A 24,175-nucleotide genomic window follows, 5' to 3' on the forward strand; every position below is an offset into this window, starting at 1 on the left:
TCATTAAAGGCTTCCGTTGCTGAGCGGGTAGAGAATCGCATCCCGGTAACCGGTGATCACGCGGATAAATCCGCTCCAGCTCTCGTCCAGGGCCGCATCGCCACTGTCGATCAACAGCGGGCGGCCGTTCAGTTCGGTAATCTTGGTCTTGGTGGCCACCACCACCAGGTTGTCCCTGCCCACCGCGCGCAGTACCGCGGGGGAGAACTGCTGGTTGCCGCGGCCGATCAGGTGGCCCTGGCCGCCGATAGCGGTGAGGATGATTTTTGCCGGGCCCTCATGTTCGGCGAGCGCCCCCTCGATATCCGCCGCACTCACATCCGCGGCAATCACCTCGCCCCCGCGCAGCAGGTCCACCCCCAGCAGGGTGCCCTCGCAGCCCAGTTCCCCGAGTACCGCCAGGGTGGTGGAGCCGGGGCCAACGATATAGAGGGTGTCCGGATCCAGTTCCTCCACCACCTCCGCGGCGATATCCGCCACCGCCAGCTCCTCCACCTCGCGGCCGGCATTTTTCACCGCCTGCAGGAAATGCCCCTCTTCCGGCGCCAGCAATTCGCCGTAGTAGCGGGTGCTCACCCGGCCCTCGCGGAAGGATTTCTCGTCGATATCGCGCACTTCCCGCTCCTGCAGGTCCACCAGTTCCCCGGCCATCAGCCGCCGCAGCACCTCGCCGCCAGCCCTGGGGGAAATGGCGAAGCAGGCGGAGTGCATCTTCACCCCGGCGGGAATACCCAGCACCGGAAAATCGCTGCCCAGGGCGTTGACCATATTGCGCGCGGTGCCGTCGCCGCCGGCGAAGATGATCAGGTCCGCGCCGGCGTCGCGGATCACCCGCGCGGCGCGCTCGCTGTCCTCTGGGGTGGAGGGTTCGGCCGGGGCCCCGCCCACCACGGTCGCCCGAAAGCCCAGGTCCCGGACCACCGTTTCTCCCATGGCCCCGGAGAAGCAGAGGATCTCCAATTGATCACGAAACGGCTGCAGGGCCTCCAGCGCCGTGGCCGCGCGCTTCTGCGCCTGGGGCTCGGCACCGGCGGCCAGGGCCTGTTCGACAGTTTCCGCCCCATCGCTGCCCTTGAGCCCCGCCGGGCCGCCGACGCCGGCCCAGGGGTTGATGATCAGTCCGAGCCTCTTGAGTTTCACCGCAACCCCAGTATCGCCAGCTGGCGCCGCTGGTCTTCGCTTAGGGCGGCGTCTTCAATTCGGTAGTGGGAGAATTCCATCCGCTCCGGGTATTCCCGGCGCAGTTGGTCGAAGGCTTTCGCCATCGGCAGAGGGCCCCGCGCCGCAGCGCGCAGGCGCTGGTCGTCTGTGCGGGGGTCGTAGATTTGCAGCAGGAGATCGAAAATTCGGGAGGAGTTGGCCAATGCCCTTGTAGGAGCGGTCCGGCCGGGAGCGGCCCATGGCCGCGATCGGCCTTGCGGATCTTCCACACGCCGATCGCGGCCATGGGCCGCTCCTACAGGGGATAGAGGTTCAACAAAACCGAAGCCAGACTGGTCCAACGCCTCCCGCACCATCCGCGTCCCCGCCAGCTTGCCGTCCAGGCTGTACCCGGCGATATGCGGCGTGCCGATGTCCACCAGCTCCAGCAATTCGGTATCGATATCCGGCTCGTGTTCCCAGACGTCCAGTACCGTCTGGAAGCGCTTGCCGACCCGCAACTCCTTCAGCAGCGCGCGATTGTCCACCACTGCGCCGCGGCCGGCGCTGATCAACGCCGCGCCCTGTCCGATTTGCGCAATCTGTTCGGCGCCGATCAGGTGCAGGCTGGGGTGGGGGCCGCCTTTGACCAGCGGCGCGTGCAGGCAGATCACCTCCTGGCGCAGTACGGTTTCCAGGTCCGCACTGTCGGGATTGTCCGGCAGCCAGGGATCGTAGACGGCACAGGGGATGCCCAGCGCGTGCAGGCGCCGTTGCAGCAGGCCACCCACATTGCCGCAACCGACGATGCCGAAGCGGCGCCGGCTCCAGTCGATACCCAGCGCCGCCAGCGCGCAGAAGACGTATTCCACCACCGAATTGGCATTGCAGCCGGGGGCGGCGCTCCAGGCAATGCCCCGGGCTTCCAGCCAGTCCGTATCCAGGTGATCGGTGCCGATGGTGCAACTGCCCACGAAACGCACCGGGGTGCCGGCCAGCAGCGCCTCGTCCACCCGGGTGACGGAGCGTACCAGCAGGATATCCGCATCCTTTAACTGCCCGCGCTCCAGGCCGCGCCCGGGAACGCGCACTATCTCGCCCAGGTCGGAGAAGGTTTCCTCCAGCGCCGGGATATTCTCATCGGCAACTATCTTCAATCCGCTCACACCGCCTCCATTTCCACTGACGCCAGGCGCCGGATTTTGCCATTCAGGCCGCCGATACCGAATTCCTCCGCCAGGGCGCAGGCCAGCCCGATATCCGGCTGCTTCCAGACCAGCGCCCCTGCGCCGATATCCAGCGGCACATTTTCTTCCAGGCTTGCCAGGCGCCGGGCCAGCCGGATCTGCGCCGCGTGTTCCTCCAGCCGCGCTGCGATACCGGCGGCGCCGCGCAGGGGCAGCGCCGCCACTTCCCGCGGCCGGGCGAGCAGGGATTCCACGTCGCCGAAAGCCTCCAATAGGCGCGCGGCGGTTTTGCGCCCGATGCCGGGCACACCGGGGATATCGTCGCTGCTGTCGCCCACAAGGGCCAGGTAGTCGGCGATCTGCACCGGGCGCACGCCGAATTTGGCGAGGATATCGGCCTCTCCCATCTGCTTGTCCGCGGCGAAGTCCCAAAGCGTGGAGGCGCCTCTGGCCAGCAACTGGCCCAGGTCCTTGTCGCGGCTGACGATCACCGGGCGCTGCTCGCGGCAGATACGGGTCAGGCTGGCGAGGATATCGTCCGCTTCAAAGCGCGGACTCGCAAAGCTGGCGATCCCCAGAACCTCTGCCATCTCCCGGCAGGCCGCCAGTTGGAAAGCCAGAGCCTCGTCCGGCAGGGCGCGGCTGCACTTGTAGTCCGGGTAGAGTTCGTTGCGAAAGCAACTGCCCAGGGATTCGTCGAAGGCACAGGCGATTGCCGTCGGGCGCCGCGCCAGCAGCTCCAGCAGGAAGTTACTGAAGCCGTAGACCGCCTCGGTGGTATAGCCGGAGCGGCTCACCCAGTTGGGCGGCAGGGCGAAATAGTAGCGGAAGATATAGACGGAGGCGTCGATCAGATAGGTGGCGCTCATGCCAGCTCCGCCAGTTGGTAGTGCCGCGGGTCCATCGGGTCCGGCCGCCCGAACTCCCGCGCCAGGGCCAGGGCGAATCCCCGGGCCCGGCTGTTCATCCCCTCCTCGCAATACCTCCGCACCTGCCGCCAGATGCCCTCCTTGAAGGCGTCGCTGGGCCCGAGGCCGCTGTGCAGGTTGTCGGCGCTGGCGCGGAACCGCAGGCCGCAGGCGCGGGCGAAAATCCACTCCAGCGCCTGGGGCTTCACTTCCACCCGCTCGAACTCCCGCTGCTGTTCGGCGTTGCGCCCGTCCGGGGCGTACCAGTAGCCGTAATCCGGCAGCTGACGCCGCCGCTCCCCGGCCACGCACCAGTGGGCGGCCTCATGCAGCGCGCTGGCGGGGTAGTCCCGGGTGAACTCGATGCGATGGTGCGGGCACACCGCTCCCGCCGGCCGGTAGTAGGGCTCCTCGAAGCCCCCGCACAGGCGGGTATTGAGCGCAGCGGCAAAACAGCGGTTGAACACCCCGGTAATACGCTCCGTGACTGGGTATTCCGCTTCGGTAATGGATAGGGCTGGCAAAATTCGCTCCGGCGTAGAAATCAGCGCGAGCCAAACTATACCAGCGCCACCATTGTGATCAAAAGCCAGGCCAGCGATAACCAACCGATCTAAGAGGCGAGTTGTATTTCGGTAAACCAGCATATACCTTTAGTCACAGGGAACCTGGAACAGGCCCCCACCCGGTCCCGGGTTCCCCAGGGGGGAATAAGCAGTTCAACGCCCTCCTGCACCACAACCGGCCCTGCAAGGAGGTGCTCTATGACCGACCACAGCGTCAGCAACGTGGTTGACCTCTTCACCGGCGAGCCGATCGAAACTTCTGCGAGCAGGCGCTTCATCCGCCTTTCGCCGGAGCTAGACGGCTTGGAAATGCTCTACTCCAACAGCTCCAGCGGCTCAGACCTCTACAGCCTGAAAATCCTGTGCTGGGGCCTCAAAGCGAATGGCGAGGTCGTCGGCCTCGTCCCCTGGTTGAATGCCATCGTCCCCTGCCCGGACATCAAGGACCCCTTGGACGGGCGCTTCGAAGGCTACTACGATCCAGGCATCGAGGAGATCTTCCACGATGCTCCCATCCACAAAATCGTCGAATTGGAGACTGCGGCGGAGTATTTCGAGTTTGAAAACAGTCGGGCCGAGGAAGTGATACAGGAGATCCCCGATACCATCGGCACCCACGGGGTGTTTATGGACGCGCAGCGGGAAAATCTCACACTCACCGAGGTCGTCAGCTGGCGGTTGTATGCCAACGGCGATATTCACGGCATGCTGATCGACCACGACAATGTGGAAACCACGCCGGTGCTACCCGGCGATCACTGCCTCTATCCGGCACAGGAGGCGGAGGGTTTTCGCTACTTCTTCCAACACCATATCGCCAACAAGATCAAATCCGAAGACCCGGAAGCGCTGGCGGCCATTGCGGCGCTGGTGACTTCTCCCTGATTAACTCTGTGGGGTGAATACAAGGTTCGCTCCCACATCGCTCTTCGTCATACCGGCGCAGGCCGGTATCCAGGTGCCACGAGGCTGGATACCGGCCTGCGCCGGTATGACGAGTCAGGGCAAGCCTGCCTGAAACAAAGTATCTAAGGCTCGGCCTTTTTGATCCAGTAGATAAACTCGTCGTTTTCCTCCGCGTGCTGCACCAGTTCGTAGCCGAGGAACTGGCAGAACTTGGGCACGTCCCGCTGGGTGGAGGGATCGGTGGCAATCATTTGCAACACCTCGCCGGGGCCCACTTTGCGCACCGCTGTGTGCAACATCATGACAGGCTCCGGGCACAGGAGGCCGCGGGCATCCAATATATGATCTGACTTCATGGGGGCCATTGTCCGGGATTTTCCCAACACCGTCATCTTATTTGCCGCTATGCACGGCCAATTTGCCTATCTGCAGAAGCGGCAGTCCGGCTAAAATTTCCGAATCCAAGCCAAGAAGAGTGGAAAATGATTTACGTGTTGATCGAGCGGGAAATTGCCGAGGATATGGAGAGTACCTACGAGGAGACGGCGCGCCAGCTGCTGAACCGCGCCTACCGCACCGTGGGATTTATCGAGGGGCACACCTATCGCGCGCAGGACAATCCGCTGCGTCGCTTCACCCTCTCCAAGTGGCAGTCGACACTACACTGGCAGCATTGGTACACCAGCGAGGAACGCCGCGCACAGATGGCCCAGCTCGCTCCCCTGTTGGCGTCGGAGGAGCGCGTCACGATTCTCGAGAACGCAGAATAAAATCCGCCGCCGCAGCGACCGCCGCCCGCCAATGCTGTTCGCGGGTGAAACCGCTGGCGCGGCGGCGCGGTTTGAAATCGTGGTCGCCATCCTCCAGCCATTCGAAGCAAATGGAATCCGGCAGTCGATAGCCGGCCACTTCGTCGAAATTGCCCAAGGGGTCCCGCGTTCCTTGCACAAACAGCGCCGGGCAATCCAGGGAATAGAGATGCTCGGTGCGCAGCTTGTCCGGCTTGCCTCGGGGATGGAAGGGATAGCCCAGGCAGACCAGTCCGCCGATGTGGTCCTGCAGATACTCGTCCCCGGCCAGCAGACTCGCCACCCGCCCGCCGAGGGACTTACCGCCGATAAACAGCGGCAGCCTCTCCCTTTCCGCGGCCAGCTCCCGGATCTGTTCCCGGTAGCAGTCCTGCAACACTTCCATTTTGTTGGGCGGCCGCTTGCCCCCGCCGCTGCGGCGCTCGGCCATATAGGGGAACTCGAAGCGCAGCACCTCGATACCCCGTGCACAGAGGCCGGCAGCAATCGCCTGCATGAATTCGCTGTCCATGGGCGCGCCGGCACCGTGGGCGAACAGGAAGCGCGCCGCGGCCTTCCCCTCCGGCCTGTCGACCAGCATTTCAATCATCTTTGGGAAGATCCCGCGCCAGCACCAGGTTGACCGATTCCTCCCCCGGCTCGAACCAGATCACCACCTCGCCGGACTGCAACTGCCGGCGCAGGCTGGTCACCTTGTCCTCCAGGCTCGCCTCCCGCTCACCGTAGTCGGTGCCGTCGCGGGTGGCGTATTCCTCGAGGAGGTTCTGCAGGGTGCCGGGGTCCAGTTGTGGGTAGGGAATCTTCATAGTGGTGGGATGGCCAGTGGCTAATAAACGGCTATTCTAACCGCCAACCACCGGCCTCTCACCATTACTCAGCGGCGGGCTTGCGGAAACGCAATGTCATACGGTCGCTCTCGCCGATCATCAGGTACTTGTCCTTGTCCTGGTCGCCCAGGCGCAGTGACGGCGGCAGGGTCCACACGCCTTTCGGGTGATCGGCGGTGTCTTTCGGGTTGGCGTTGATCTCGCTGGTGGCTTCCAGTTCAAAGCCGGCCTTCTTCGCCAGTTCAACCACGTAGTCCTGGGTCATATAGCCGCTCTTCATCATATCCTCGCGGCTGGTGCCCGGCTTGGCCCGGTGCTCCACCACACCCAGCACGCCGCCGGGCTTCAGCGCGGCAAAGAAGGTCTCGAAGGCTTTCTGTTCGTTGTCACCACGCATCCAGTTGTGCACATTGCGGAAGGTGAGCACCGCATCGGCGCTGCCGGCGGGCGCAATCTCGCTGCCGCCGGCTGGATCGAAGGCGGTCAGCCGGATACTGCCATAGACCTTTTTATCGGCGGCAATTTTCTTCTCGAAGGCGGTGCGGGAGTTGCGGAAGTAATCGGAACTGGTATCCGCGGGGAAGTGAGCGGCGTAGAAGGTACCCTTTTCCATCAGGTAGGGGGCGAGGATTTCCGTGTACCAACCGCCGCCGGGCCAGATCTCCACCACTGTCATATTCGGCTCGACACCCAGGAATTCCAGCGTCTCAGCCGGATGGCGGTACTGATCCCTCTCCGCATAGGCGGGAGTGCGGTGGTCGCCGCCGATCGCCGATTTCAGGTTGGCGGCCTGGGCGGTACCGGCAATCATTGCGGAGCACAACAGTGCTCCCAGCCATTTTTGCATTTTCATAGTGTCTCCCATTTTTATTGATTACGAATCCAGCTTCGATTCCACACTGTCGATCTTATCCTGCAGTGACTGCTCGCGGTCGGTACGGGTTCCCAGTTTCAGGCTGGTGCTGATCCGCGGCGCGCCCAGGGCGTGGATGCGCTCGTGGCAGCGCTTTATCGCCGCCATCACCTCATCCCACTCCACCTCGATGTTGGTGCCGTAGGCGTGCATCCGGTGCTTCAAGCCGGCATCGCGCAGGACCCGCTGGCATTCCACTATATAGTCCGATACGGAAACGCCGACCCCGATGGGGATAACACATAAATCCGCATGTACTTTCATCGAGAAGCCCTCCGGGTTTATCTGGCACTATTGGCAGACAGACTGAAAGTTTTTTTCGGCAGCCCGATGGAGTTATCAGGTAAAGCGCCAGTCGCTACAATGCAGCACAGTGTAACCACACCCCGCAGCTAAGGAATACCCCATGCAACAGCATCTCGTAATCTCCCTGATCAGCGATGACAAGCCCGGCGTAGTCGAAAAACTCTCCGCCGCGGTGGCGGAAAACGGCGGTAACTGGGAGGACAGTCGCATGGCGCACTTCGCCGGCAAGTTCGCCGGTATCCTGCGCGTCAGCGTGTCCGCGGACGCCTGCCAGGGGCTGCGAGAGGCCTTGGAAGCTCTCGCCGATGAAGGTTACAGGATTCAAATCGAGGAGTCGCTGGCGGTGGCCAGCGGCCCCCTCCAGACCCTGAACCTGAAGCTGGTGGGCAACGACCGCCCCGGCATAGTGCGGGAGATCTCCCGTGCCCTGGCCGCGCGCCAGATCAATATGGAGCAGTTGGAAACCGGCTGCAGCAGTGTGCCCGGCAGCGGCGAGCCGCTGTTTACCGCCGAGTGCACCATCGGCGTGGCGGAGGATATGGATCTCGACGGCCTGCGCGACGAGTTGGACGAGATCGCCGACGAGCTGGGGGTGGAGATCGACTGCGAGAAGACTTCCCCCCCGCAACTGTGAAATAATCCGCGCCCATTGGATGACGCGCATCACTCGTAGCAATGTGCAGGGCGGCCCTGCTACCGGGTACTGCCTTGCGAGACACGCCGTAAACCCATCCCTGGGGGCTTGTCCGCGAGGTCCCTCTCGCAGACAGTCTCGCAAGGCAGTACCCGGCATCAGGACCTTCTCATCACGCTTATTGCTTGATTCGGCATTGTTTACAGGCCCCATGTTCAAAATCGTCCTCTACCAACCGGAAATCGCCCCAAACACCGGCAATATCATCCGCCTCTGCGCCAATACCGGCGCCGAGCTGCACCTGATCGAGCCGCTGGGCTTCGCCATGGACGACAAGCGGCTGCGCCGCGCCGGGCTGGATTACCGCGAGTACAGCCGCGTGGAGCGCCACCGGGACTGGCAGGCCTTTGTGGATGCGGAGCAGCCCGCGCGGGTGCTGGCGCTGTCCACCAAGGGTCGCCGGTACCACGCGGAAATTGACTTCCGCCCTGGCGACGCTATCGTCTTCGGCCCCGAGACCCGCGGCCTGCCGGCGGAATTCCTCGCCCGCGTGGGCGCGGAGCACACGCTGCGCATCCCCATGCGCGCCGACAGCCGCAGCCTCAACCTCTCCAATGCCGCCGCCGTGGTCGTCTACGAAGCCTGGCGGCAGCTGGGATTTCCCGAAGCGCAATAAAGATTGACCATGCACGCACCGATCGGACTCTTTTACGGCTCCAGCACCTGCTACACGGAAATGGCCGCGGAGAAAATCCGCGAGCGCCTCGGCGCCGAGTGGGTGGACCTGCACAATATCGCCGACGGCGATATTGCCGCAGTGGAGAACTACGACTTCCTGATTTTTGGCATCCCCACCTGGGATTACGGCGAACTGCAGGAGGACTGGGAAAACTGCTGGGACGACCTGGCCCTGCTCGACCTGCACGGCAAGACAGCGGCCCTGTTCGGCCTCGGCGACCAGGAGGGCTATCCGCAGTGGTTCCAGGACGCCCTCGGCTACCTCCACGCCCAGGTTGTGGCCCTGGGTGCGCGGACGGTGGGCTGCTGGCCCGCGGAGGGCTATCAATTTGAGGAATCCAAGGGGCTGACGGAGGACGGCAGCTGTTTTGTCGGCCTGGCCCTGGACGAGGAAAACGAATTCGAGCTCTCCGACGAGCGCATCGACCAGTGGTGCGCCCAGGTGATGCGTGAGTTCGGCTTGAGCCAGTGAGCAAAGACAAACTTCACGCGGATATCGAGTGGCGTGACGACGGCCAGCCCCTTTCCCGCGCCTTTGACGATATCTACTTCTCCAGCTCGTCGGGGCTGGAGGAGAGCCGCTACGTCTTCCTGCAACAGAATCGGCTGCCCGAGCGCTGGGCGGAGCTGCCGGAAGGCGCCGGTTTTACCATCGGCGAAACCGGCTTCGGTACCGGCCTGAATTTCCTCGCCGCCTGGCAGCTGTGGCTGGACACAGCGCCACCAGACGCCCGCCTGCATTTCATCTCGGTGGAAAAATATCCCCTCCACCGCGCAGACCTGCAACGCGCCCTCGACCTCTGGCCGCAGCTTCGGCCGCTGGCCGGGCAGCTATTGCGGGACTACCCGCCCCTGCTCGCCGCCGGCGTGCACCGGCTGCACTTCGAGCGTATCTGCCTGACCCTGGTGATCGGCGAGGCCAGCGCAGCGCTCCGCTCCCTGTGCCTGGAGGACGAGCGCCGCGACCGGCTTGTCGACGCCTGGTTCCTGGACGGTTTCGCGCCGGCCAAGAATCCGGCCATGTGGACACCGGAACTGTTCGGAAATATGGCCGCGCTCAGCAAACCGGGAGCCACTTTCGCCACCTTTACCTGCGCGGGCCTGGTCAAGCGCGGATTGAAAGACGCGGGTTTTGGGCTGGAGAAGGTACCCGGTTACGGGCGCAAGCGGGAGATGTTGCGGGGTGTACTGGAAAAAACCGGGCCTGCCGAAATTACTTCCACTCCCTGGCATTTGCCAGACAGCGAGTCCGATCGCGGCCAACGGCCGCTCCTACAGCCTGCTCCCCCCGTTGTAGGAGCGGTCCGGCCGGGAGCGGTCCGGCCGGGAGCGGTCCGGCCGGGAGCGGCCCCGTCGGGAGCGGCCGCTGGCCGCGAACCGTCCTCACAGCCAATCGCCGTTATCGGCGCCGGCATCTCCGGCGCCACCGCCGCCCGCGCCCTGGCGGAACGCGGCCTGAAGGTCAGGGTTTTCGAGCAGGGGCCGGAGCCCGGCAGCGGGGCCTCCGGCAATGACCAGGGCATCCTCTACGCCAAACTGTCTCCCAAGCCCGGCCCCAACGGCGACTTCAACCTGCACGCGCTGCTGTTCGCGCTGCGCTACTACCGCAATTACTGCGCGGATGCGGCGCATTTCTGCGGCCTGCTGCAATTGGCGCAGAGCGACAAAGAGCGGGAGTTGCAGCGGCAGGTCGCCGAGTGGCTCGACTTCCACCAGGCCGGGGATCTGGCCCGGGCCGTGGGCGCCGAAGAGGCCGGAAAAATCGCCGGCCTGCCGCTGGATTTCGGCGGATTGTATTTTCCCTCCGCCGGCTGGCTGGAACCGCAAAAAGTCTGCGCGACACTGCTGCAGCACAAAAATATCGAACTGCACTGCAATACGGCAGTCGAGAAACTGCAACGGCAGGAAAACGACTGGCTGCTGCGAACCTGTAGGAGCGGTCCAGCCGGGAGCGGCCCATGGCCGCGATCTGACTTTCCACCGAAACAGATGCCAATCGCGGCCAGAGAATTTTCAGCAGATGCGGTGATCATCTGCACCGCCAACGGTATGACACAGCTTGTTCAAACCAGCCCTCTGCCCCTGCGCCCCATTCGCGGCCAGGTTTCCAGCGCGGCCGCCGGCCCGCAGTCGCAAAAGCTCGAAACCGTGCTCTGCGGCGAGGGTTACCTGGCCCCCGCTTTTCACGGCCGCCACACCTACGGTGCCACTTTCAAGTTAAAAGAAACGCAGAGCGAATTGCGCGAAGCGGAGCACCAGGAAAACCTGGCCAACCTGGCCGAACTGCTGCCGCAGATAGCCGGGGAGTTTTCCACCGGCCCAATGCAGGGCCGCGCCGCGGTGCGCGCCGCCACCCCCGATTACCTCCCGGTGACCGGCCCGGTGCCCCACTGGGAATCACTGAACAACACCTACGCGGCACTGGGAAAAAACCGCAAACAGCTGATCGCGCAGACCGCCGACTATCAGCGGAACCTGTTCGTCCTCGGCGGGCTGGGTTCCCGCGGATTCACCTATGCGCCGCTGGCGGCGGAGGTGCTCGCCGCCTGGCTGTGCGGGGAAGCGATGCCGGTCAGTTGCGATCTGGTAAAGGCACTACACCCGGCGCGCTTTGCCATTCGCGCCCTGGGAAAAAAGAATAGGAGCTGAATCGAATGGCACTGACTTAAGCGTTGCAACCTCCGTAGGATGGGCAAAGGAGCGTAGCGACGTGCCCATCATCCGCGGCTTTGATGGGCACGCTGCGCTTTGCCCATCCTACAAAAATAGCGAATCCCGGCTTAAGTCAGTGCCATTCGGAACTGAATCCCCTTGCGCCCGCCGCTCCTACGCAGAAGGCTCCGGAGGGGCCAGCAAACTGCCGCTACCGGACCCGCAGGCCACAATCGACTTCATCGCCGCCTCCACGGTCACATTGGGCAGGATCTCGACACAGTCCGCCGGCACATGGAACACGAAACCGGAAGTGGGCACCGGCGCCGTGGGGACGTATACGGTGTAGTCGCCATTGGGGTGCCGGGAGGTGACGATGGCGGTGACCGAAAGCGGGTTGTCGGCGCCGTGAATACGCACTCGCGCCACCGGCCCGGACAGCACTCCCTCGCCACCGCCACCGATAAACTGCAGCACCAGGTCCTTGATGGTGCTGTAGCCGGGCGCCAGGCGGCTCAGCCACCGGTCCACGTGATTGTGCATCCAGCGCCCCACCCCGGTCTTGACGACCAGCCCGATCAGGAAGCAGCCGCCGAGAATCAGCCCTATCACCACCAGCTGGGCGAGGGTATCCTTGATCGTCGTGTGGGTTTCCATCCACTGGGTGGCCGGCGCCACCAGTTCGCTGATCTGGCCAAACAGCCATTGGAACAGCAGAATGAAAATGGCAATGGGCAGCACCACCGCCAGTCCGCCCAAAAGGGTCAAGGTGATAAAGGTTTTTACTCTGGTCATAATTTTCCAATGCGAATACTGAAAGCACTGTTGCTGGCGCTGGCGTCCGTTGCGGCCCTGGCCGCGGAGGCGCCGCTGCCGGAAACCCCGTTCGAACTGCTGGATGAGCGCAGCCGCCCGGCGGATCGCTTTACCCAGGGGCTCTATTTCGACGGCGAGCGCTGGTGGGAGAGCAGCGGGCTCTACCGACGCTCCTGGCTGGCCGAGTATACCGACCCCGGCGGCAATCCCCTAAGGCGCAAATGGCTGGCTGAGAACCGCTTCGCAGAGGGCCTGTCGGTGCACGGCGACAAGCTGTACCTGCTCACTTACAGGGCCGGCGAACTGCAGGTCTATCGCCGCAAAGACCTGGCCCCCGTGAACAAACTGGGTTACTCGGGCGAAGGCTGGGGGCTCGCCAGCGACGGCGAGCAGCTGATTATGAGCGACGGCTCCGGCGAACTCACTTTTCGCAACCCGGAAACCTTCGAAGTGGAACGGCGCGTGAAGGTGCACGGCGGCGGCGAGGAGTGGACGCGCCTCAACGAACTGGAATATGTGCGGGGACTGATCTGGGCCAACATCTGGCAGGACACGCGCATCATTGCCATCGATCCCGCCAGCGGCGAAGTGCGCGGGCTGGTCGACCTGCAAACCCTGGCGCCGGAGAGGCGCCACCCCGATGTTGTGGCCAACGGCATCGCCTGGGATGAAAAGCGCAACGGGCTCTGGGTGACGGGGAAATACTGGCCCGCGCTCTATCTGATCCGGCCCCGGGGGCTGGGATTTGATGCCCCGGGAACGCGGAGCTCCAGCTCCGCATCAGGGACGAATGCGGAGCTGGAGCTCCGCGTTCCCGGGGTCAGCCGCGATAGACATCAATAACAGTCAGTACCCCACCGCCACGCACCAGTTCCAGTGCCTCCCCGGAAATCTGCAGGCGGAAGCCATGGCCCCACGGCTGCAGGCTGACGCCTTCGGATCCGTCGACGCCGTCGTAGAGCTGCGTATTGTCGCCGTCGTCTGCCTGCCACTGCACCCCTTCCACCCGGCGCATTCCCGGCAGATGCAAAGTCAGGACGTGCAGATCAGCCGGCAGCGGGCGCAGCTCCACCCGCGCGATACCGCTGGCAGTGGCGACGGAGAAAGCCAGTTGATTCTTCGGCGCCGGCTGCCAGCCGAGATGGGTGTCCGCCAGTGCGGACTGCACCAGGGAGTGACGGGGCGTCGTGGTCGCGCATCCGGCGAGACCCAGGGTGAACAGCAAAAAGAGCGTTATCGGGGCACGCATAGCCTTATCCCTGCTATGTCTGTGGTCCGCCGATTATAGGCGCTCTCTTTTGTACCAGAAGGAAAATGGCGACAAAATTGTGAAGAGATTCCATTGTCCTTTCTCTTTGTAGGAGCGGCGGGGCGGCCATCCGCCCCGCCGCTCCTACAGGGTAATAAGCCCGCAAACATCGCCAGCTCCGGCCACCAAAACGTTATACTCCACCCCCATGCAAAACATCCCACAAGACCCACAACAAATCCTCGAACACGTCTTCGGCTACAGCGCCTTCCGCGGCCCCCAGCGGGAGATCATCGACACCTTGATGGCCGGCGGGGACGCGCTGGTACTGATGCCCACCGGCGGCGGCAAGTCCCTCTGCTACCAGATCCCGGCGCTGGCGCGGCCCGGTTGCGGGGTGGTGATCTCGCCGCTGATCGCGCTGATGCAGGACCAGGTGGAGGCACTGCGGGCCGCGGGGGTCAACGCGGCATTCCTCAATTCCTCCCTGCCTTTCGACGAGGCACAGGCCATCGAGGGCGCGCTGCTGCGCAATGAGCTGGACCTGATCTACCTGGCACCGGAGCGCCTGCTGCAACCGCGCACACTGGAGCTTCTGCAGCGAATTGAACTGTCGCTGTTCGCTATCGACGAGGCCCATTGCGTGTCCCAGTGGGGCCACGACTTCCGCGCCGATTACCTGCACCTGAACTGCCTGCACGAGCAGTTCCCCAGCGTACCGCGTATCGCCCTCACCGCCACCGCGGACGGGCGCACCCGGGGGGAAATCGCCCACCGCCTGGATCTGGAAAATGCGCGGCATTTTGTCAGCAGCTTCGATCGCCCCAATATCCAGTACCGTATCGCCCAGAAGGACAACCCCCGCCGCCAGTTGCTGCAATTCCTGCGCGCAGAACAGGAGGGCAGCGCCGGTATCATCTACTGCCTGTCCCGCAACAAAGTGGAGAACACCGCCGACTGGCTGTGCCAGCAGGGCTTTACCGCCCTCCCTTACCACGCCGGCCTGCCGGCGCCGTTGCGCGCGGAACACCAGCGGCGCTTCCTGCGCGAGGAGGGCGTGATCATCGTCGCCACTATCGCCTTCGGCATGGGCATCGACAAACCGGACGTGCGTTTCGTGGCCCACCTGGATCTGCCCAAGAGTGTCGAGGCCTACTACCAGGAGACCGGCCGCGCCGGGCGCGACGGCGAAGCGGCCACCGCACTGTTGCTCTACGGCCTGGAGGACGTGGTGAAGCTGGCACAGATGGCGGAATCCTCCGAGGGTAGCGAGGAACACAAGCGCCAGGAGCGCGCGCGCCTGAACGCCATGCTCGGCCTGTGCGAGATCACCAGTTGCCGCCGGCAGGCCCTGCTGCGCTATTTCGGCGAGGAACTGGCGGAGCCCTGCGGCAACTGCGACACCTGCCTGGAACCGCCGCAGACCTGGGACGGTACCCAGGCCGCGGCCAAACTGCTGTCCTGCGTCTACCGCACCGGCCAGCGCTTCGGCGCCGCCCACGTGATCGACGTACTGCGCGGCTCGGAAAACGAAAAGGTGCGCAAGTTTGGCCACCAGAACCTCTCCACCTATGGCATAGGCACGGATCTATCCGCTGCCGAGTGGCGCGGTGTGGTCCGTCAACTGGTGGTGCGCGGCTACCTGGAGGTGGAGGGGGAATTCAGCAGCGTCCGGCTGACCGAAGCTTGCCGCCCACTGCTGCGCGGCGAGGAATCCATCCAGTTGCGCAAGCTGCCGCCCAAAGCCGCCCGCGCGGAACCGCGCAGGGCTGCCGCCCCGGCCACGGAACTCACCGCCGCCGACGAACCTCTCTGGGAGGCCCTGCGCGCTTGCCGCAAGCAACTGGCGGAAGAAAACGGCGTGCCGCCCTATGTGGTCTTCCACGATGCAACCTTGCGTGAAATGGCCAGCGCCAAACCGCAAACTCCGGAGGAGCTGCTGGCCATCTCCGGGGTGGGCGACAGCAAGCTGGAGCGGTTTGGCGATGCCTTTCTGGCAGTTTTGCGGGAGCATGATAGCGTCGCAACTGATTAATATAATTAACACCTAGGCAGAAGCGAACCTTGTCATCCTACAACAACATTTTCGTCGTTCCGGCGCAGGCCGGAACCCAGCGGTGCAGGACTGGATACCGGCCTGCGCCGGTATGACGAATCAATAAAGGCTCAATTTGAACGACCCTCCACAGCTCTACCAATTCCGCACCAAACCGAATGATCATTCAACTATTGTAAACTTTATTAACCACCCCTAGACTCCCCTCAAGCAAACAAAAACAGAGGTGAATCATGGCCCAGATCGACATTCGCGCCGGTTTGAGCAACGAGGAACTCGACGCCCACTGGATGCCGTTTACCGGCAACCGCCACTTCAAGTCCGAACCGCGGCTGTTTGTCAGCGCTGAGGGCATGCACTACACCACGGCGGACGGCCGCTCGGTGCTGGACGGCTTCTCCGGCCTCTGGTGCAGCAACGCCGGCCACGGCCGCAAGGAAATCGCCGACGCGGTAGCCCAGCAGCTCACCGCCCTCGACTACTCTCCCGCCTTCCAATTCGGTCACCCGCTGGCGTTCAAGCTGGCCAGGCGTCTGGCGGACATGGCGCCGGGCGATCTGAACCGGGTCTTCTTTTGCAACTCCGGCTCCGAGGCCGCGGACACCGCGCTGAAAATCGCCCGCGCCTACTGGCGCGTCGCGGGGCGGCCGGAAAAGAACCGCCTGGTGGGCCGCGCCCAGGGCTACCATGGGGTGAACTTCGGCGGCATCTCCGTGGGCGGCATGGTGGGCAACCGCAAAACCTTCGGCCCGGCGCTGGACGTGGATCACCTCCCCCATACCCTTTTGCCGGAAAATGCCTTTTCCCGAGGCTTGCCGGAACACGGCGGCACGAGCATGGCCGAGCGGCTGATGGATATCATCAATCTCCAGGGGGCGGAAAATATTGCCGCAGTGATGGTGGAACCCTTCGCCGGCTCCGCCGGGGTGATACTACCGCCGAAAGGCTATCTGCAGCGCCTGCGGGAAATCTGTGACCAGCACCATATCCTGCTGATCTTCGACGAAGTGATCACCGGCTTCGGCCGCACCGGCTCCGCGTTTGCCGCGCAGGAATTCGGCGTACAGCCGGATATCATGACCACCGCCAAGGGCATCTCAAACGGCGCAGTTCCCCTCGGTGCAGTGTTTGTCCGCGAGGGCATCTACGACGCTTTTATGCAGGGCCCGGAGCATATCCCCGAACTGGCCCACGGCTATACCTATTCCGCGCATCCGGTGGCCTGCGCCGCGGCCATGGCGACCCTGGATATCTACGAAAGGGAAACCCTGTTCGCGCGGGTCCGGGAACTGGCCCCCCATTTCGAGGATGCCCTGCACGGCCTGAAAGGCGAGCCCCATGTGATCGATATTCGCAACTACGGCCTGGCCGGCGCCATCCAACTGCAACCCCGCGACGGCGAGCCCGGCAAACGCGCGATGGAAGTGGTGCTGGAGGCCTACCGGCGCGGTGTACTGCTGCGCTGGACCGGAGATACCATCGCCGTGGCACCGCCGTTTATTATCCAACCGGCACAGATAGATCAGATTGCGCAGACGCTGGCGGAAATCCTGAAAGAAATTAACTGATCCCATGTAGGAGCCTGCTTGCAGGCGAAAAAAGGCTAAAACGAAGCCCCGAAATATTCGCCTGCAAGTAGGCTCCTACATCGTTCATTCGTCGTTCCGGCGCAGGCCGGAACCCATATACCACAAAACTGGATACCGGCCTGCGCCGGTATGACGAGCAAAGAATGAAAAGGCCCGACGTGAAAGCGGGACAACCCGAAGGAGCAAAACCATGAACACCATCGGCCACCTGATCAACGGCGAACAGGTCAACCGCGAAGGCGACCGCCACCAGGACATTGCCAACCCCTCCACCAATGAAGTGAGCGCGCGCGTATGCCTGGCGAGCCGGGCCACCGTGGGCGAAGCCATCGCCGCGGCCCAGGCCGCCTACCCCGCCTGGCGCAATACCCCGCCAATCAAGCGGGCGAGGCTCATGTTCCGCCTCAAGGACCTGCTGGAAGAGAATGCAGAGAAAATCTGCCAATTGATCACCCACGAACACGGCAAAGTATTCAACGACGCCATGGGCGAACTGCAGCGCGGTATCGAAAATGTGGAGTACGCCTGCAGCATACCGGAGCTATTAAAAGGCGAGCACAGCAAAAACGTCGGCCCCGCCATCGACTCCTGGAGCGAATTCCAGCCCCTGGGCGTCTGTGCCGGCATCACCCCGTTCAACTTCCCGGCCATGGTGCCCCTGTGGATGTGGCCCATGGCCATCGCCTGCGGCAACACCTTTGTACTCAAGCCCTCGGAGCGCGACCCCAGCTCCGCGCTGTTTATCGCCCAACTGGGGCTGGAGGCGGGCATACCCGCCGGCGTGCTCAATGTGGTCAACGGCGATAAAGAGGCAGTGGACACACTGCTCACCGATTCCCGCGTACAGGCGGTGAGCTTCGTCGGCTCTACGCCGATAGCCGAGTACGTCTATACCACCGGCAACGCCAACGGCAAACGGGTACAGGCTTTCGGTGGAGCGAAAAACCACGCCGTCGTAATGCCGGACGCGGACCTGGACAACGCGGTCAACGCGCTGATGGGCGCCGCCTATGGCTCCTGTGGCGAGCGATGCATGGCCATCTCCGTCGCCGTCGCCGTGGGCGACGCCACCGCCGACTCACTGATCGAAAAACTCAAAGAGCAGATCGCCAAATTGAAAGTGGGCGACGGCATGGACAACGGCAACGATATGGGCCCGCTGGTCACCCGCGCGCACAAGGAAAAAGTCGAAGGCTATATCGCCAAGGGGCTGGAGGAAGGCGCGGAACTGGTGGTGGACGGCCGCGGCCTGACAGTACCCGGCTTTGAAAGCGGCAACTACCTGGGCGCCTGCCTGTTCGACAAAGTCACCCCGGAAATGACCATTCACTCCGACGAGATCTTCGGCCCGGTGTTGTGTGTGATGCGCGCGAAAACCATGCAGGAGGCGATGGAAATCGTCGACGCCCACGAATACGGCAACGGCACCTGCATCTTCACCCGCGACGGCGAGGCCGCACGCTACTTCTCCGACAATATCAAGGTGGGCATGGTGGGCATCAACGTCCCCCTGCCGGTACCGGTGGCCTACCACAGCTTCGGCGGCTGGAAACGCTCGCTCTTCGGCGACCTGCACGCCTACGGGCCGGATTCGGTGCGTTTTTACACCAAGCGCAAGACTGTGACCCAGCGCTGGCCGGCTAGTGGGGTGCGGGAGGGGGTGCAGTTTACTTTTCCCAGTAACGGCTGAGACTCGCAGAACAACCTAACCTGCAGGAGCGGCCCACGGCCGCGATCAAATTTGTGCCAATTGCACAAATCACTGAATCTCATCACAACAGGCAATGGTCGCGAAGCTGGACCGACACGATGCAATCAGCGCCCGAAAAAATTTCTCATACAATACTATTGACACACCTTATCTCATGATGTGAGTATTGATGGTAGCGGTACCATTTTCCGGCAGTACAACGGAAATCAATAATAACCACATCGCCGAGACACTTCCGGGGTTGTTGCAAGGGAGCCTGCGGCAAACAGCGAAAAGGAGAGGTGTCGCCGCGGGTTCCGCCCGACAACGGCGACCGTTGAGAAAATGAAAAAATCCACGCTTGTCCCCGTTTGTACCCACCCACGCCAACTGCGCCACCCCAGTTTTCCGGCGCTCCCTGTGCGCCTTTCTCAACAACCATGACCTGGCTGATGAACTACCTGGGACGATAAGTCTGCAGGTAATTACTGAGCCTGACTTCCAGTAAAAAGTAACGTCCTTACACTGCGAATTCTGCGGCGCGAAGACGGCGCGGGACTGGATCAAGTCACGCTAATGAGGAGGGGTTTGCTATGAATGCTATCAAGCGCAGCCTAGCTGCAGTACTTTTGTGCCTGGCGTGGCCGACGGTCCACGCCGCACAAGGCTCCATGACCATCGTCAACGACTGGGGCTCGGGTTTCGAGGGCCAAGTGACGGTCATCAACGACGGCAGCAGTACGCTGTCGAACTGGACGGCCGAATTCGACATGGCCATCTCCATCAACAACATCTGGAGCGCGCAGATCCAGTGGAGCAGCGGGAACCATTTCGTGATCGGGCCGGCCGCGTGGAACGCCAACATAGCGCCCGGCGCCTCGGCGACGTTCGGTTTCACCGCCTCGCCCGGCAACCTGTCCGCGGTCAGTGTCACGGTCAGCGGCGACGGTGATACAAGTTCCAGCTCATCCAGCAGCTCTTCGAGCAGTAGTTCTTCGAGCAGTTCCAGTTCCTCAAGCAGTTCAAGTTCCGGCGGTAACAACGCGATCACCGTTCGCGCCCTCGGCACCACCGGCACCGAGTCGATCACCCTGCGGGTGGGCGGCACCGATGTGCAGAGCTGGACGCTGACCACCGCCATGATGGACTACACCGCCACCACCAACCTGGAAGGCGATGTCATCGTGGCCTTCACCAACGACAACGACGGCGATGCCGACGTGCAGATTGATTTCGTGCAGGTCAACGGCCAAGTCCGCCAGGCCGAGAACCAGAGCGAGAACACCGGCGCCTGGGGCAACAACCAGTGTGGCGGAGGTTCGAACACCGAATGGCTGCACTGCAACGGCCACATCAACTTCGGCCCCGTCTCGGGCAACGGCCAGGCATGCGATCTGCCCGGTTCCTTGAACTGGACCTCCAGTCAACCGTTAATCACACCGAAGAACGGCAAGGTATCGGTGAAGGACCCGACGATCATTAATTACAATGGTCGGTATCATGTAATCTCGACGGTTTATGACACTGCCTATAGATCCATTTACCTGAACTTTACCGATTTCAACCAAGCGGCCGCCGCGGATCAACTTAACTTTGCACCCGGCGGAAGTTCCACCGTCGCTCCGCAAGTGTTCTACTTCGCGCCTCAGAACAAGTGGTACCTCATTTCGCAATGGCCCGGTAAATACTCGACCAACACGGACATCACTAATCCGAACGGCTGGACCTCGCCGCAAACCCTGTTAGCTGGAGAGCCCAATGGTTCCCTGGATTTCTGGGTGATTTGTGATGATGCGAATTGTTACCTGTTCTTCTCGCGGGATGACGGCGCGTTGTACATGAGCAAAACCACCATTGGCAATTTCCCGAACTTCAGTGGTTACACAACAGTCATGTCCGGTGCGCAGAACGTGCTGTTTGAAGCCGCCAATGTGTATAAACTGCAGGGGCTTAACAAATACCTTCTGATGGTGGAAGGCTGGCAATCAGGTCCACGCTTCTTCAGAGCCTGGACCTCGAGCAGCCTGGACGGACCCTGGACGGCTTATAAGACTTCGGAGTCCGATCCCTTTGTGGGCTCAAGCAATGTTTCTTTCCCCGGTGGCCGGTGGACAAACGATATCAGCCACGGTGAAATGATCCGGGCCGGCTATGACCAGAAAATGGAAATCGACGCGTGCAATATGCAGTATTTGTATCAGGGCGTTGATCCCAACAGCACTAACGTGGATTACAACCTGCTGCCGTGGAAACTCGGCTTGTTAACCACCAATTAATCTGTACTCCCGATAAAGCAGTGCCCTTTGTAACGAAGGGCGCTGCAATTCTTTTATAGAATTAATATCAGCGTTGATGGGAATACCGCTATGACCATGAGAAAATTAGTTACGCTCTTTTACCCGCGACGACGAGGCCGAACGCTACTTCTCCGACAATATCAAGGTGGGCATGGTACCGGTCGCCTACCGCAGCTTCGGCGGCTGGAAACGCTCCCTGTTCGGCGACCTGCACGCCTACGGGCCGGATTCGGTGCGTTTTTACATCAAGCGCAAGACAGTGACCCAGCGCTGGCCGGCTAGTGGGGTGCGGGAGGGGGTGCAGTTTACATTTCCCAGCAGCAGCTGATCCTCTGGGATGCGCTCCGCGCACCCCAACATCGCACGGGGACATCTCTACATTTGGTTCCGTACAGCTCCAAATTGCAGTGGACAAGGATAACGACTTTCCTGCAGACTACCTCGTCAAATAGAGATATGAGCCAGAAAAAACAGACCAGGAGATTCGAGGTCGCAGGATGGCATCAGCCTTTTCCCATGTCATCATTCCCGCTGTGATTTACGCTGCTTTTAAAAGTGGTTCGATCAATATTCGACTACTCGTCGTCGCAGCCGCACTCTCCGTACTTCCCGACCTGGACGTTGTTGCCTTTAAGTTTGGCATCCCCTACGAATCGCAATGGGGGCACCGGGGGTTCGGCGTTTTTCAAGATAGTTGTCGCCTTTTTTCGTTACGCTGCGACTTTGGTTTCTGGTTCTTCTTTCTGTGGATTTAGGGCCACTGCACCAACCGGTGTCCAGTCCCTTGTCTCTCCAGACCAGCGCGATGGATTTCTTTCCCTCGCCAGCTTGTAGACTTTCTCCCGCTCGGATAATAGGGCCACATCCTTGCCGTCATGCCTGTCCGCCGGGGTGACATACTTGATGCCACTATGCAGATGCTCGTGGTTGTACCAGTGCATAAATCTCTCTACCCACTGCCTCGCCTCGTCCAGTGAAGCAAAGCCCTCCGAGGGCCAGCGTGGACAGTATTTCACCGTGCGGAACAACGATTCCGAGTAGGGGTTATCGTTGCTCACCCGTGGGCGACTGTGCGAAGCCTGGATGCCCAGATCGTACAGCTTGGTCTGCAAGGTCTGCGACTTCATCGGCGCGCCGTTGTCGGAGTGCAATACCGGGGGACTGCAAAAACACTGCTCCCGCAGCATAGCCCGCTGTATCAGCACCGCCGCATGTTCGCCGGACTCGCTCTCGTGTACTTCCCAGACCACGCCCTTACGGCTATAGATGTCTTCCACCAGATACAGGTAGTAATACAGCCCCTTCACCGATGACGGCAAATAGGTGATGTCCCAGGTCCACACTTGGTTGGGCGCCTCGGCCACAAAGGTGGCGGGGGCCTTGCGTTTCTTCCTGGACTTCGACCGTCCGCGATGATGCAGTTGGTCCGCATCCCTTAACGTTCGGTAGAAGCTCGATTCTGACGCAATATACTCGCCGCGGTCCGCCAGCGTGGGCACTATCTGGCCCGGTGGCTTGCTGGCAAACTCCGGACTGTTGCACGCGGCCAGGATCGCCTGCCGTTCCTCTTCCGCCAGTTTGTTGTGTGGCTCTGGCCTCTGTGCATCGGGTCGCCGGTCTTCTTGCGGCGCCCCCTGGGCAGTCCAGCGCTGCAGGGTCCGCAGACTGATCCCAACCTCCGCACAGGCCCGGCCTCTGCGGGCACCCGCAGCCACAGCCTCTTCTATCCACCCAATCAGTTGACGCCGCTCCGGGGCCGGGGTCATTCTTCCCCGCTGTCCTCTCCCCAGAGGGCATTCAGCTTTTTTCTCAACACCAGCAGCGCTGTCGTTTCCGCGAGGGCCTTTTCCTTTCGGTGAAGATCCTTCTCTAACTCCTTGATGCGCTTCTTGGCCCGCCGCGCCTCTTCCCGCTCCTGTTTGCGGCGCTCGGCATCGGTCAACGTGCCTTGAATACAGGCCGCCCTCCAGGCCTGTACCTGCTCCGGGTACAGCCCCTTGCTGCGGCAATACTCACTCAGCGCGGCTTCGCTGAGACTGGCGGTTTCAACGACGACCGCGAACTTGGCTTCCGCCGACCAATCTTCGCTCTGTTTACCACTACCCGGCACCGGTATACCCTTCTCTTTGGCTTGCTGGCGCCAATTGTACAGGGTGCCTTCGCTGATGCCTTCTTCCGCCGCGACGTCCGGGATGGGCCGGTTCTCCGGCGGCAGCAGCTTCTTCAACACTGAGGCTTTGCGTTCTGTGGAATAACGGGGCATTTGCTCCTCTTTACCGCCCCCTGTCTTGGCTTCTTCGGTTCAGTAGAGGCGACAACTATCCTGACACAGGGGGGACTCGGCGTAGCCCTGTATTGGCCGTTCAGCTCGGAAAGGATTTTCCTTCCCTACCGGCCTATCCAGGTTTCCCCGATTGGCGTTGGCGCCTTCTTTACGGAAAATGGGCTGCGAGTGATATCTTCAGAACTTTTCTGGGTTTTGATTCCGGGGCTTGTGATCGGCACTCTCGGCGCACTGACAAGGCGTTATCGTGCGAAAAATGAATAGCGGCCGGCGCCGGAAACCTGACATCTGATATCGGGTTAACGAGCTGGCTGCAATTGCTCACTTCTCACTTTTTTCTCCTTCCACCGAACAGCTTGCCGGTTGCCTTCCTAAAAAACAAACAAGGCAGCCCAAGGGCTGCCTCAAACGTGCCGCGTAGTAGCGCTGTATCAGAAGGAGTAGCGCGCGCCCAGTGCGAAGGTACGACTGTAGATGGACGAGCCGAAGTTGTAGATATCCGGATACTCGTAATAGCTCTGGTAGTAGTCGTCCAACAGGTTGGTTGCGTCGAAGGTGAACGTCAGGTTCTCCATCGGGCTGGAGATTGTAAATTAAATTGTGTAACT

26 protein-coding genes are annotated in these 24,175 nt (G+C 62.0%); 13 read left to right on the forward strand and 13 right to left on the reverse strand.

From position 1 onward, the window contains the following. Window positions 1-3: 3 nt before the first annotated feature. Genes PP263_RS08230 through PP263_RS08245 form a run of 4 tightly spaced genes read right to left on the reverse strand, consistent with a single transcriptional unit; the run spans window position 4 to window position 3,759 of the window. Window positions 4-1,140, reverse strand: a complete 1,137-nt coding sequence (locus PP263_RS08230) for an ATP-NAD kinase family protein (RefSeq protein ID WP_308367917.1) — start codon at window positions 1,138-1,140, stop codon at window positions 4-6. Continuing rightward, a complete protein-coding gene (locus PP263_RS08235; protein WP_308367918.1) occupies window positions 1,137-2,306 on the reverse strand; it encodes a 4-phosphoerythronate dehydrogenase in 1,170 nt (389 codons plus the stop codon). The genes PP263_RS08230 and PP263_RS08235 overlap by 4 nt, the downstream gene beginning before the upstream one ends. After that, the gene (locus tag PP263_RS08240) at window positions 2,303-3,196 is read right to left on the reverse strand and encodes a 5'-3' exonuclease H3TH domain-containing protein (RefSeq protein WP_308367919.1); all 894 of its coding nucleotides are present in this window, start codon (window positions 3,194-3,196) and stop codon (window positions 2,303-2,305) included. The genes PP263_RS08235 and PP263_RS08240 overlap by 4 nt, the downstream gene beginning before the upstream one ends. Further along, window positions 3,193-3,759: an elongation factor P hydroxylase gene (locus PP263_RS08245; protein WP_308367920.1), complete on the reverse strand. Its 567-nt coding sequence runs from the start codon at window positions 3,757-3,759 to the stop codon at window positions 3,193-3,195. The genes PP263_RS08240 and PP263_RS08245 overlap by 4 nt, the downstream gene beginning before the upstream one ends. A gap of 240 nt (window positions 3,760-3,999) precedes the next feature. Between PP263_RS08245 and PP263_RS08250 the strand changes: the two genes are divergently transcribed. Beyond that, on the forward strand, window positions 4,000-4,686 hold the full coding sequence (locus PP263_RS08250) for a hypothetical protein (protein ID WP_183458648.1): 687 nt from the start codon (window positions 4,000-4,002) through the stop codon (window positions 4,684-4,686). 143 nt (window positions 4,687-4,829) lie between these two features. Here PP263_RS08250 and tusA read toward each other — a convergent pair whose 3' ends face one another. Continuing rightward, window positions 4,830-5,063, reverse strand: a complete 234-nt coding sequence (gene tusA, locus PP263_RS08255) for a sulfurtransferase TusA (RefSeq protein WP_308367921.1) — start codon at window positions 5,061-5,063, stop codon at window positions 4,830-4,832. A gap of 126 nt (window positions 5,064-5,189) precedes the next feature. Between tusA and PP263_RS08260 the strand changes: the two genes are divergently transcribed. Beyond that, a complete protein-coding gene (locus PP263_RS08260; protein ID WP_308367922.1) occupies window positions 5,190-5,477 on the forward strand; it encodes an antibiotic biosynthesis monooxygenase in 288 nt (95 codons plus the stop codon). On the opposite strand, the gene PP263_RS08265 is transcribed toward PP263_RS08260, so the two are convergent. From PP263_RS08265 to PP263_RS08280, 4 genes are all read right to left on the reverse strand, one after another. Then, on the reverse strand, window positions 5,452-6,105 hold the full coding sequence (locus PP263_RS08265) for an alpha/beta fold hydrolase (RefSeq protein ID WP_308367925.1): 654 nt from the start codon (window positions 6,103-6,105) through the stop codon (window positions 5,452-5,454). The genes PP263_RS08260 and PP263_RS08265 overlap by 26 nt on opposite strands. Next, window positions 6,098-6,322 carry a YheU family protein gene (locus PP263_RS08270; protein WP_308367927.1) on the reverse strand — a complete coding sequence of 75 codons (225 nt, stop codon included), beginning with the start codon at window positions 6,320-6,322 and terminating at the stop codon, window positions 6,098-6,100. Before PP263_RS08270 ends, PP263_RS08265 begins: the two co-directional genes overlap by 8 nt. A gap of 64 nt (window positions 6,323-6,386) precedes the next feature. Continuing rightward, complete coding sequence (locus tag PP263_RS08275) at window positions 6,387-7,196, reverse strand: methyltransferase (protein ID WP_308367928.1); 810 nt, start codon at window positions 7,194-7,196, stop codon at window positions 6,387-6,389. Window positions 7,197-7,217: 21 nt separating this feature from the next. Further along, entirely contained in the window at window positions 7,218-7,520 is a 303-nt protein-coding gene (locus tag PP263_RS08280; RefSeq protein WP_308367929.1) for an MTH1187 family thiamine-binding protein, read from the reverse strand. 142 nt (window positions 7,521-7,662) lie between these two features. Here PP263_RS08280 and PP263_RS08285 point away from each other — a divergent pair, with 142 nt between their 5' ends. The 4 genes from PP263_RS08285 (at window position 7,663) to mnmC (ending at window position 11,583) form a co-directional block, all read left to right on the forward strand. Then, window positions 7,663-8,196, forward strand: a complete 534-nt coding sequence (locus PP263_RS08285) for an ACT domain-containing protein (protein ID WP_308367930.1) — start codon at window positions 7,663-7,665, stop codon at window positions 8,194-8,196. A 211-nt stretch (window positions 8,197-8,407) separates the two neighbouring features. Continuing rightward, window positions 8,408-8,872 carry a tRNA (uridine(34)/cytosine(34)/5-carboxymethylaminomethyluridine(34)-2'-O)-methyltransferase TrmL gene (gene trmL / locus PP263_RS08290; RefSeq protein ID WP_308367931.1) on the forward strand — a complete coding sequence of 155 codons (465 nt, stop codon included), beginning with the start codon at window positions 8,408-8,410 and terminating at the stop codon, window positions 8,870-8,872. Between the two features lie 9 nt (window positions 8,873-8,881). Next, window positions 8,882-9,406 (forward strand): flavodoxin FldB, encoded by a 525-nt coding sequence (fldB, locus tag PP263_RS08295; RefSeq protein ID WP_308367932.1) that lies wholly within the window; start codon window positions 8,882-8,884, stop codon window positions 9,404-9,406. Further along, on the forward strand, window positions 9,403-11,583 hold the full coding sequence (gene mnmC, locus PP263_RS08300; RefSeq protein ID WP_308367933.1) for an FAD-dependent 5-carboxymethylaminomethyl-2-thiouridine(34) oxidoreductase MnmC: 2,181 nt from the start codon (window positions 9,403-9,405) through the stop codon (window positions 11,581-11,583). Before fldB ends, mnmC begins: the two co-directional genes overlap by 4 nt. A 177-nt stretch (window positions 11,584-11,760) precedes the next feature. Here the strand turns inward: mnmC and PP263_RS08305 are convergent, their stop codons facing one another. Further along, complete coding sequence (locus PP263_RS08305; RefSeq protein WP_308367934.1) at window positions 11,761-12,381, reverse strand: DUF502 domain-containing protein; 621 nt, start codon at window positions 12,379-12,381, stop codon at window positions 11,761-11,763. 9 nt (window positions 12,382-12,390) lie between these two features. Between PP263_RS08305 and PP263_RS08310 the strand changes: the two genes are divergently transcribed. Then, a complete protein-coding gene (locus PP263_RS08310) occupies window positions 12,391-13,245 on the forward strand; it encodes a glutaminyl-peptide cyclotransferase (RefSeq protein WP_308367935.1) in 855 nt (284 codons plus the stop codon). On the opposite strand, the gene PP263_RS08315 is transcribed toward PP263_RS08310, so the two are convergent. Beyond that, on the reverse strand, window positions 13,223-13,651 hold the full coding sequence (locus tag PP263_RS08315) for a hypothetical protein (RefSeq protein ID WP_308367936.1): 429 nt from the start codon (window positions 13,649-13,651) through the stop codon (window positions 13,223-13,225). The genes PP263_RS08310 and PP263_RS08315 overlap by 23 nt on opposite strands. Window positions 13,652-13,859: 208 nt before the next feature. Here PP263_RS08315 and recQ point away from each other — a divergent pair, with 208 nt between their 5' ends. The 6 genes from recQ (at window position 13,860) to PP263_RS22695 (ending at window position 22,038) form a co-directional block, all read left to right on the forward strand. Then, window positions 13,860-15,686 carry a DNA helicase RecQ gene (gene recQ, locus PP263_RS08320; protein ID WP_308367937.1) on the forward strand — a complete coding sequence of 609 codons (1,827 nt, stop codon included), beginning with the start codon at window positions 13,860-13,862 and terminating at the stop codon, window positions 15,684-15,686. 254 nt (window positions 15,687-15,940) lie between these two features. Next, window positions 15,941-17,275: an aspartate aminotransferase family protein gene (locus tag PP263_RS08325; protein ID WP_308367938.1), complete on the forward strand. Its 1,335-nt coding sequence runs from the start codon at window positions 15,941-15,943 to the stop codon at window positions 17,273-17,275. Between the two features lie 211 nt (window positions 17,276-17,486). Beyond that, entirely contained in the window at window positions 17,487-18,986 is a 1,500-nt protein-coding gene (locus PP263_RS08330; protein ID WP_308367939.1) for a CoA-acylating methylmalonate-semialdehyde dehydrogenase, read from the forward strand. A gap of 593 nt (window positions 18,987-19,579) precedes the next feature. Further along, window positions 19,580-21,262: a non-reducing end alpha-L-arabinofuranosidase family hydrolase gene (locus PP263_RS08335; protein ID WP_308367940.1), complete on the forward strand. Its 1,683-nt coding sequence runs from the start codon at window positions 19,580-19,582 to the stop codon at window positions 21,260-21,262. A 172-nt stretch (window positions 21,263-21,434) separates the two neighbouring features. Next, window positions 21,435-21,611 carry a hypothetical protein gene (locus PP263_RS08340; RefSeq protein ID WP_308367941.1) on the forward strand — a complete coding sequence of 59 codons (177 nt, stop codon included), beginning with the start codon at window positions 21,435-21,437 and terminating at the stop codon, window positions 21,609-21,611. Window positions 21,612-21,780: 169 nt separating this feature from the next. Continuing rightward, a complete protein-coding gene (locus tag PP263_RS22695) occupies window positions 21,781-22,038 on the forward strand; it encodes a metal-dependent hydrolase (RefSeq protein WP_374693704.1) in 258 nt (85 codons plus the stop codon). Here PP263_RS22695 and PP263_RS08345 read toward each other — a convergent pair. Both PP263_RS08345 and PP263_RS08350 read right to left on the reverse strand, forming a co-directional pair. After that, window positions 21,994-23,546 (reverse strand): IS3 family transposase gene (locus PP263_RS08345; protein WP_308363956.1). Its coding sequence is split into 2 segments (ribosomal slippage): window positions 21,994-23,093 and window positions 23,093-23,546, totalling 1,554 coding nucleotides; the frame shifts between segments, so codons are not numbered across the junction. The two genes, PP263_RS22695 and PP263_RS08345, sit on opposite strands and share 45 nt — an antisense overlap. 452 nt (window positions 23,547-23,998) lie before the next feature. Further along, entirely contained in the window at window positions 23,999-24,142 is a 144-nt protein-coding gene (locus tag PP263_RS08350) for a hypothetical protein (protein ID WP_308367942.1), read from the reverse strand. Between the last annotated feature and the right edge of the window lie 33 nt (window positions 24,143-24,175).

Origin of the sequence: Microbulbifer sp. TB1203 (assembly GCF_030997045.1) — a bacterium.
In the GTDB taxonomy this organism is placed as follows: Bacteria; Pseudomonadota; Gammaproteobacteria; order Pseudomonadales; family Cellvibrionaceae; genus Microbulbifer.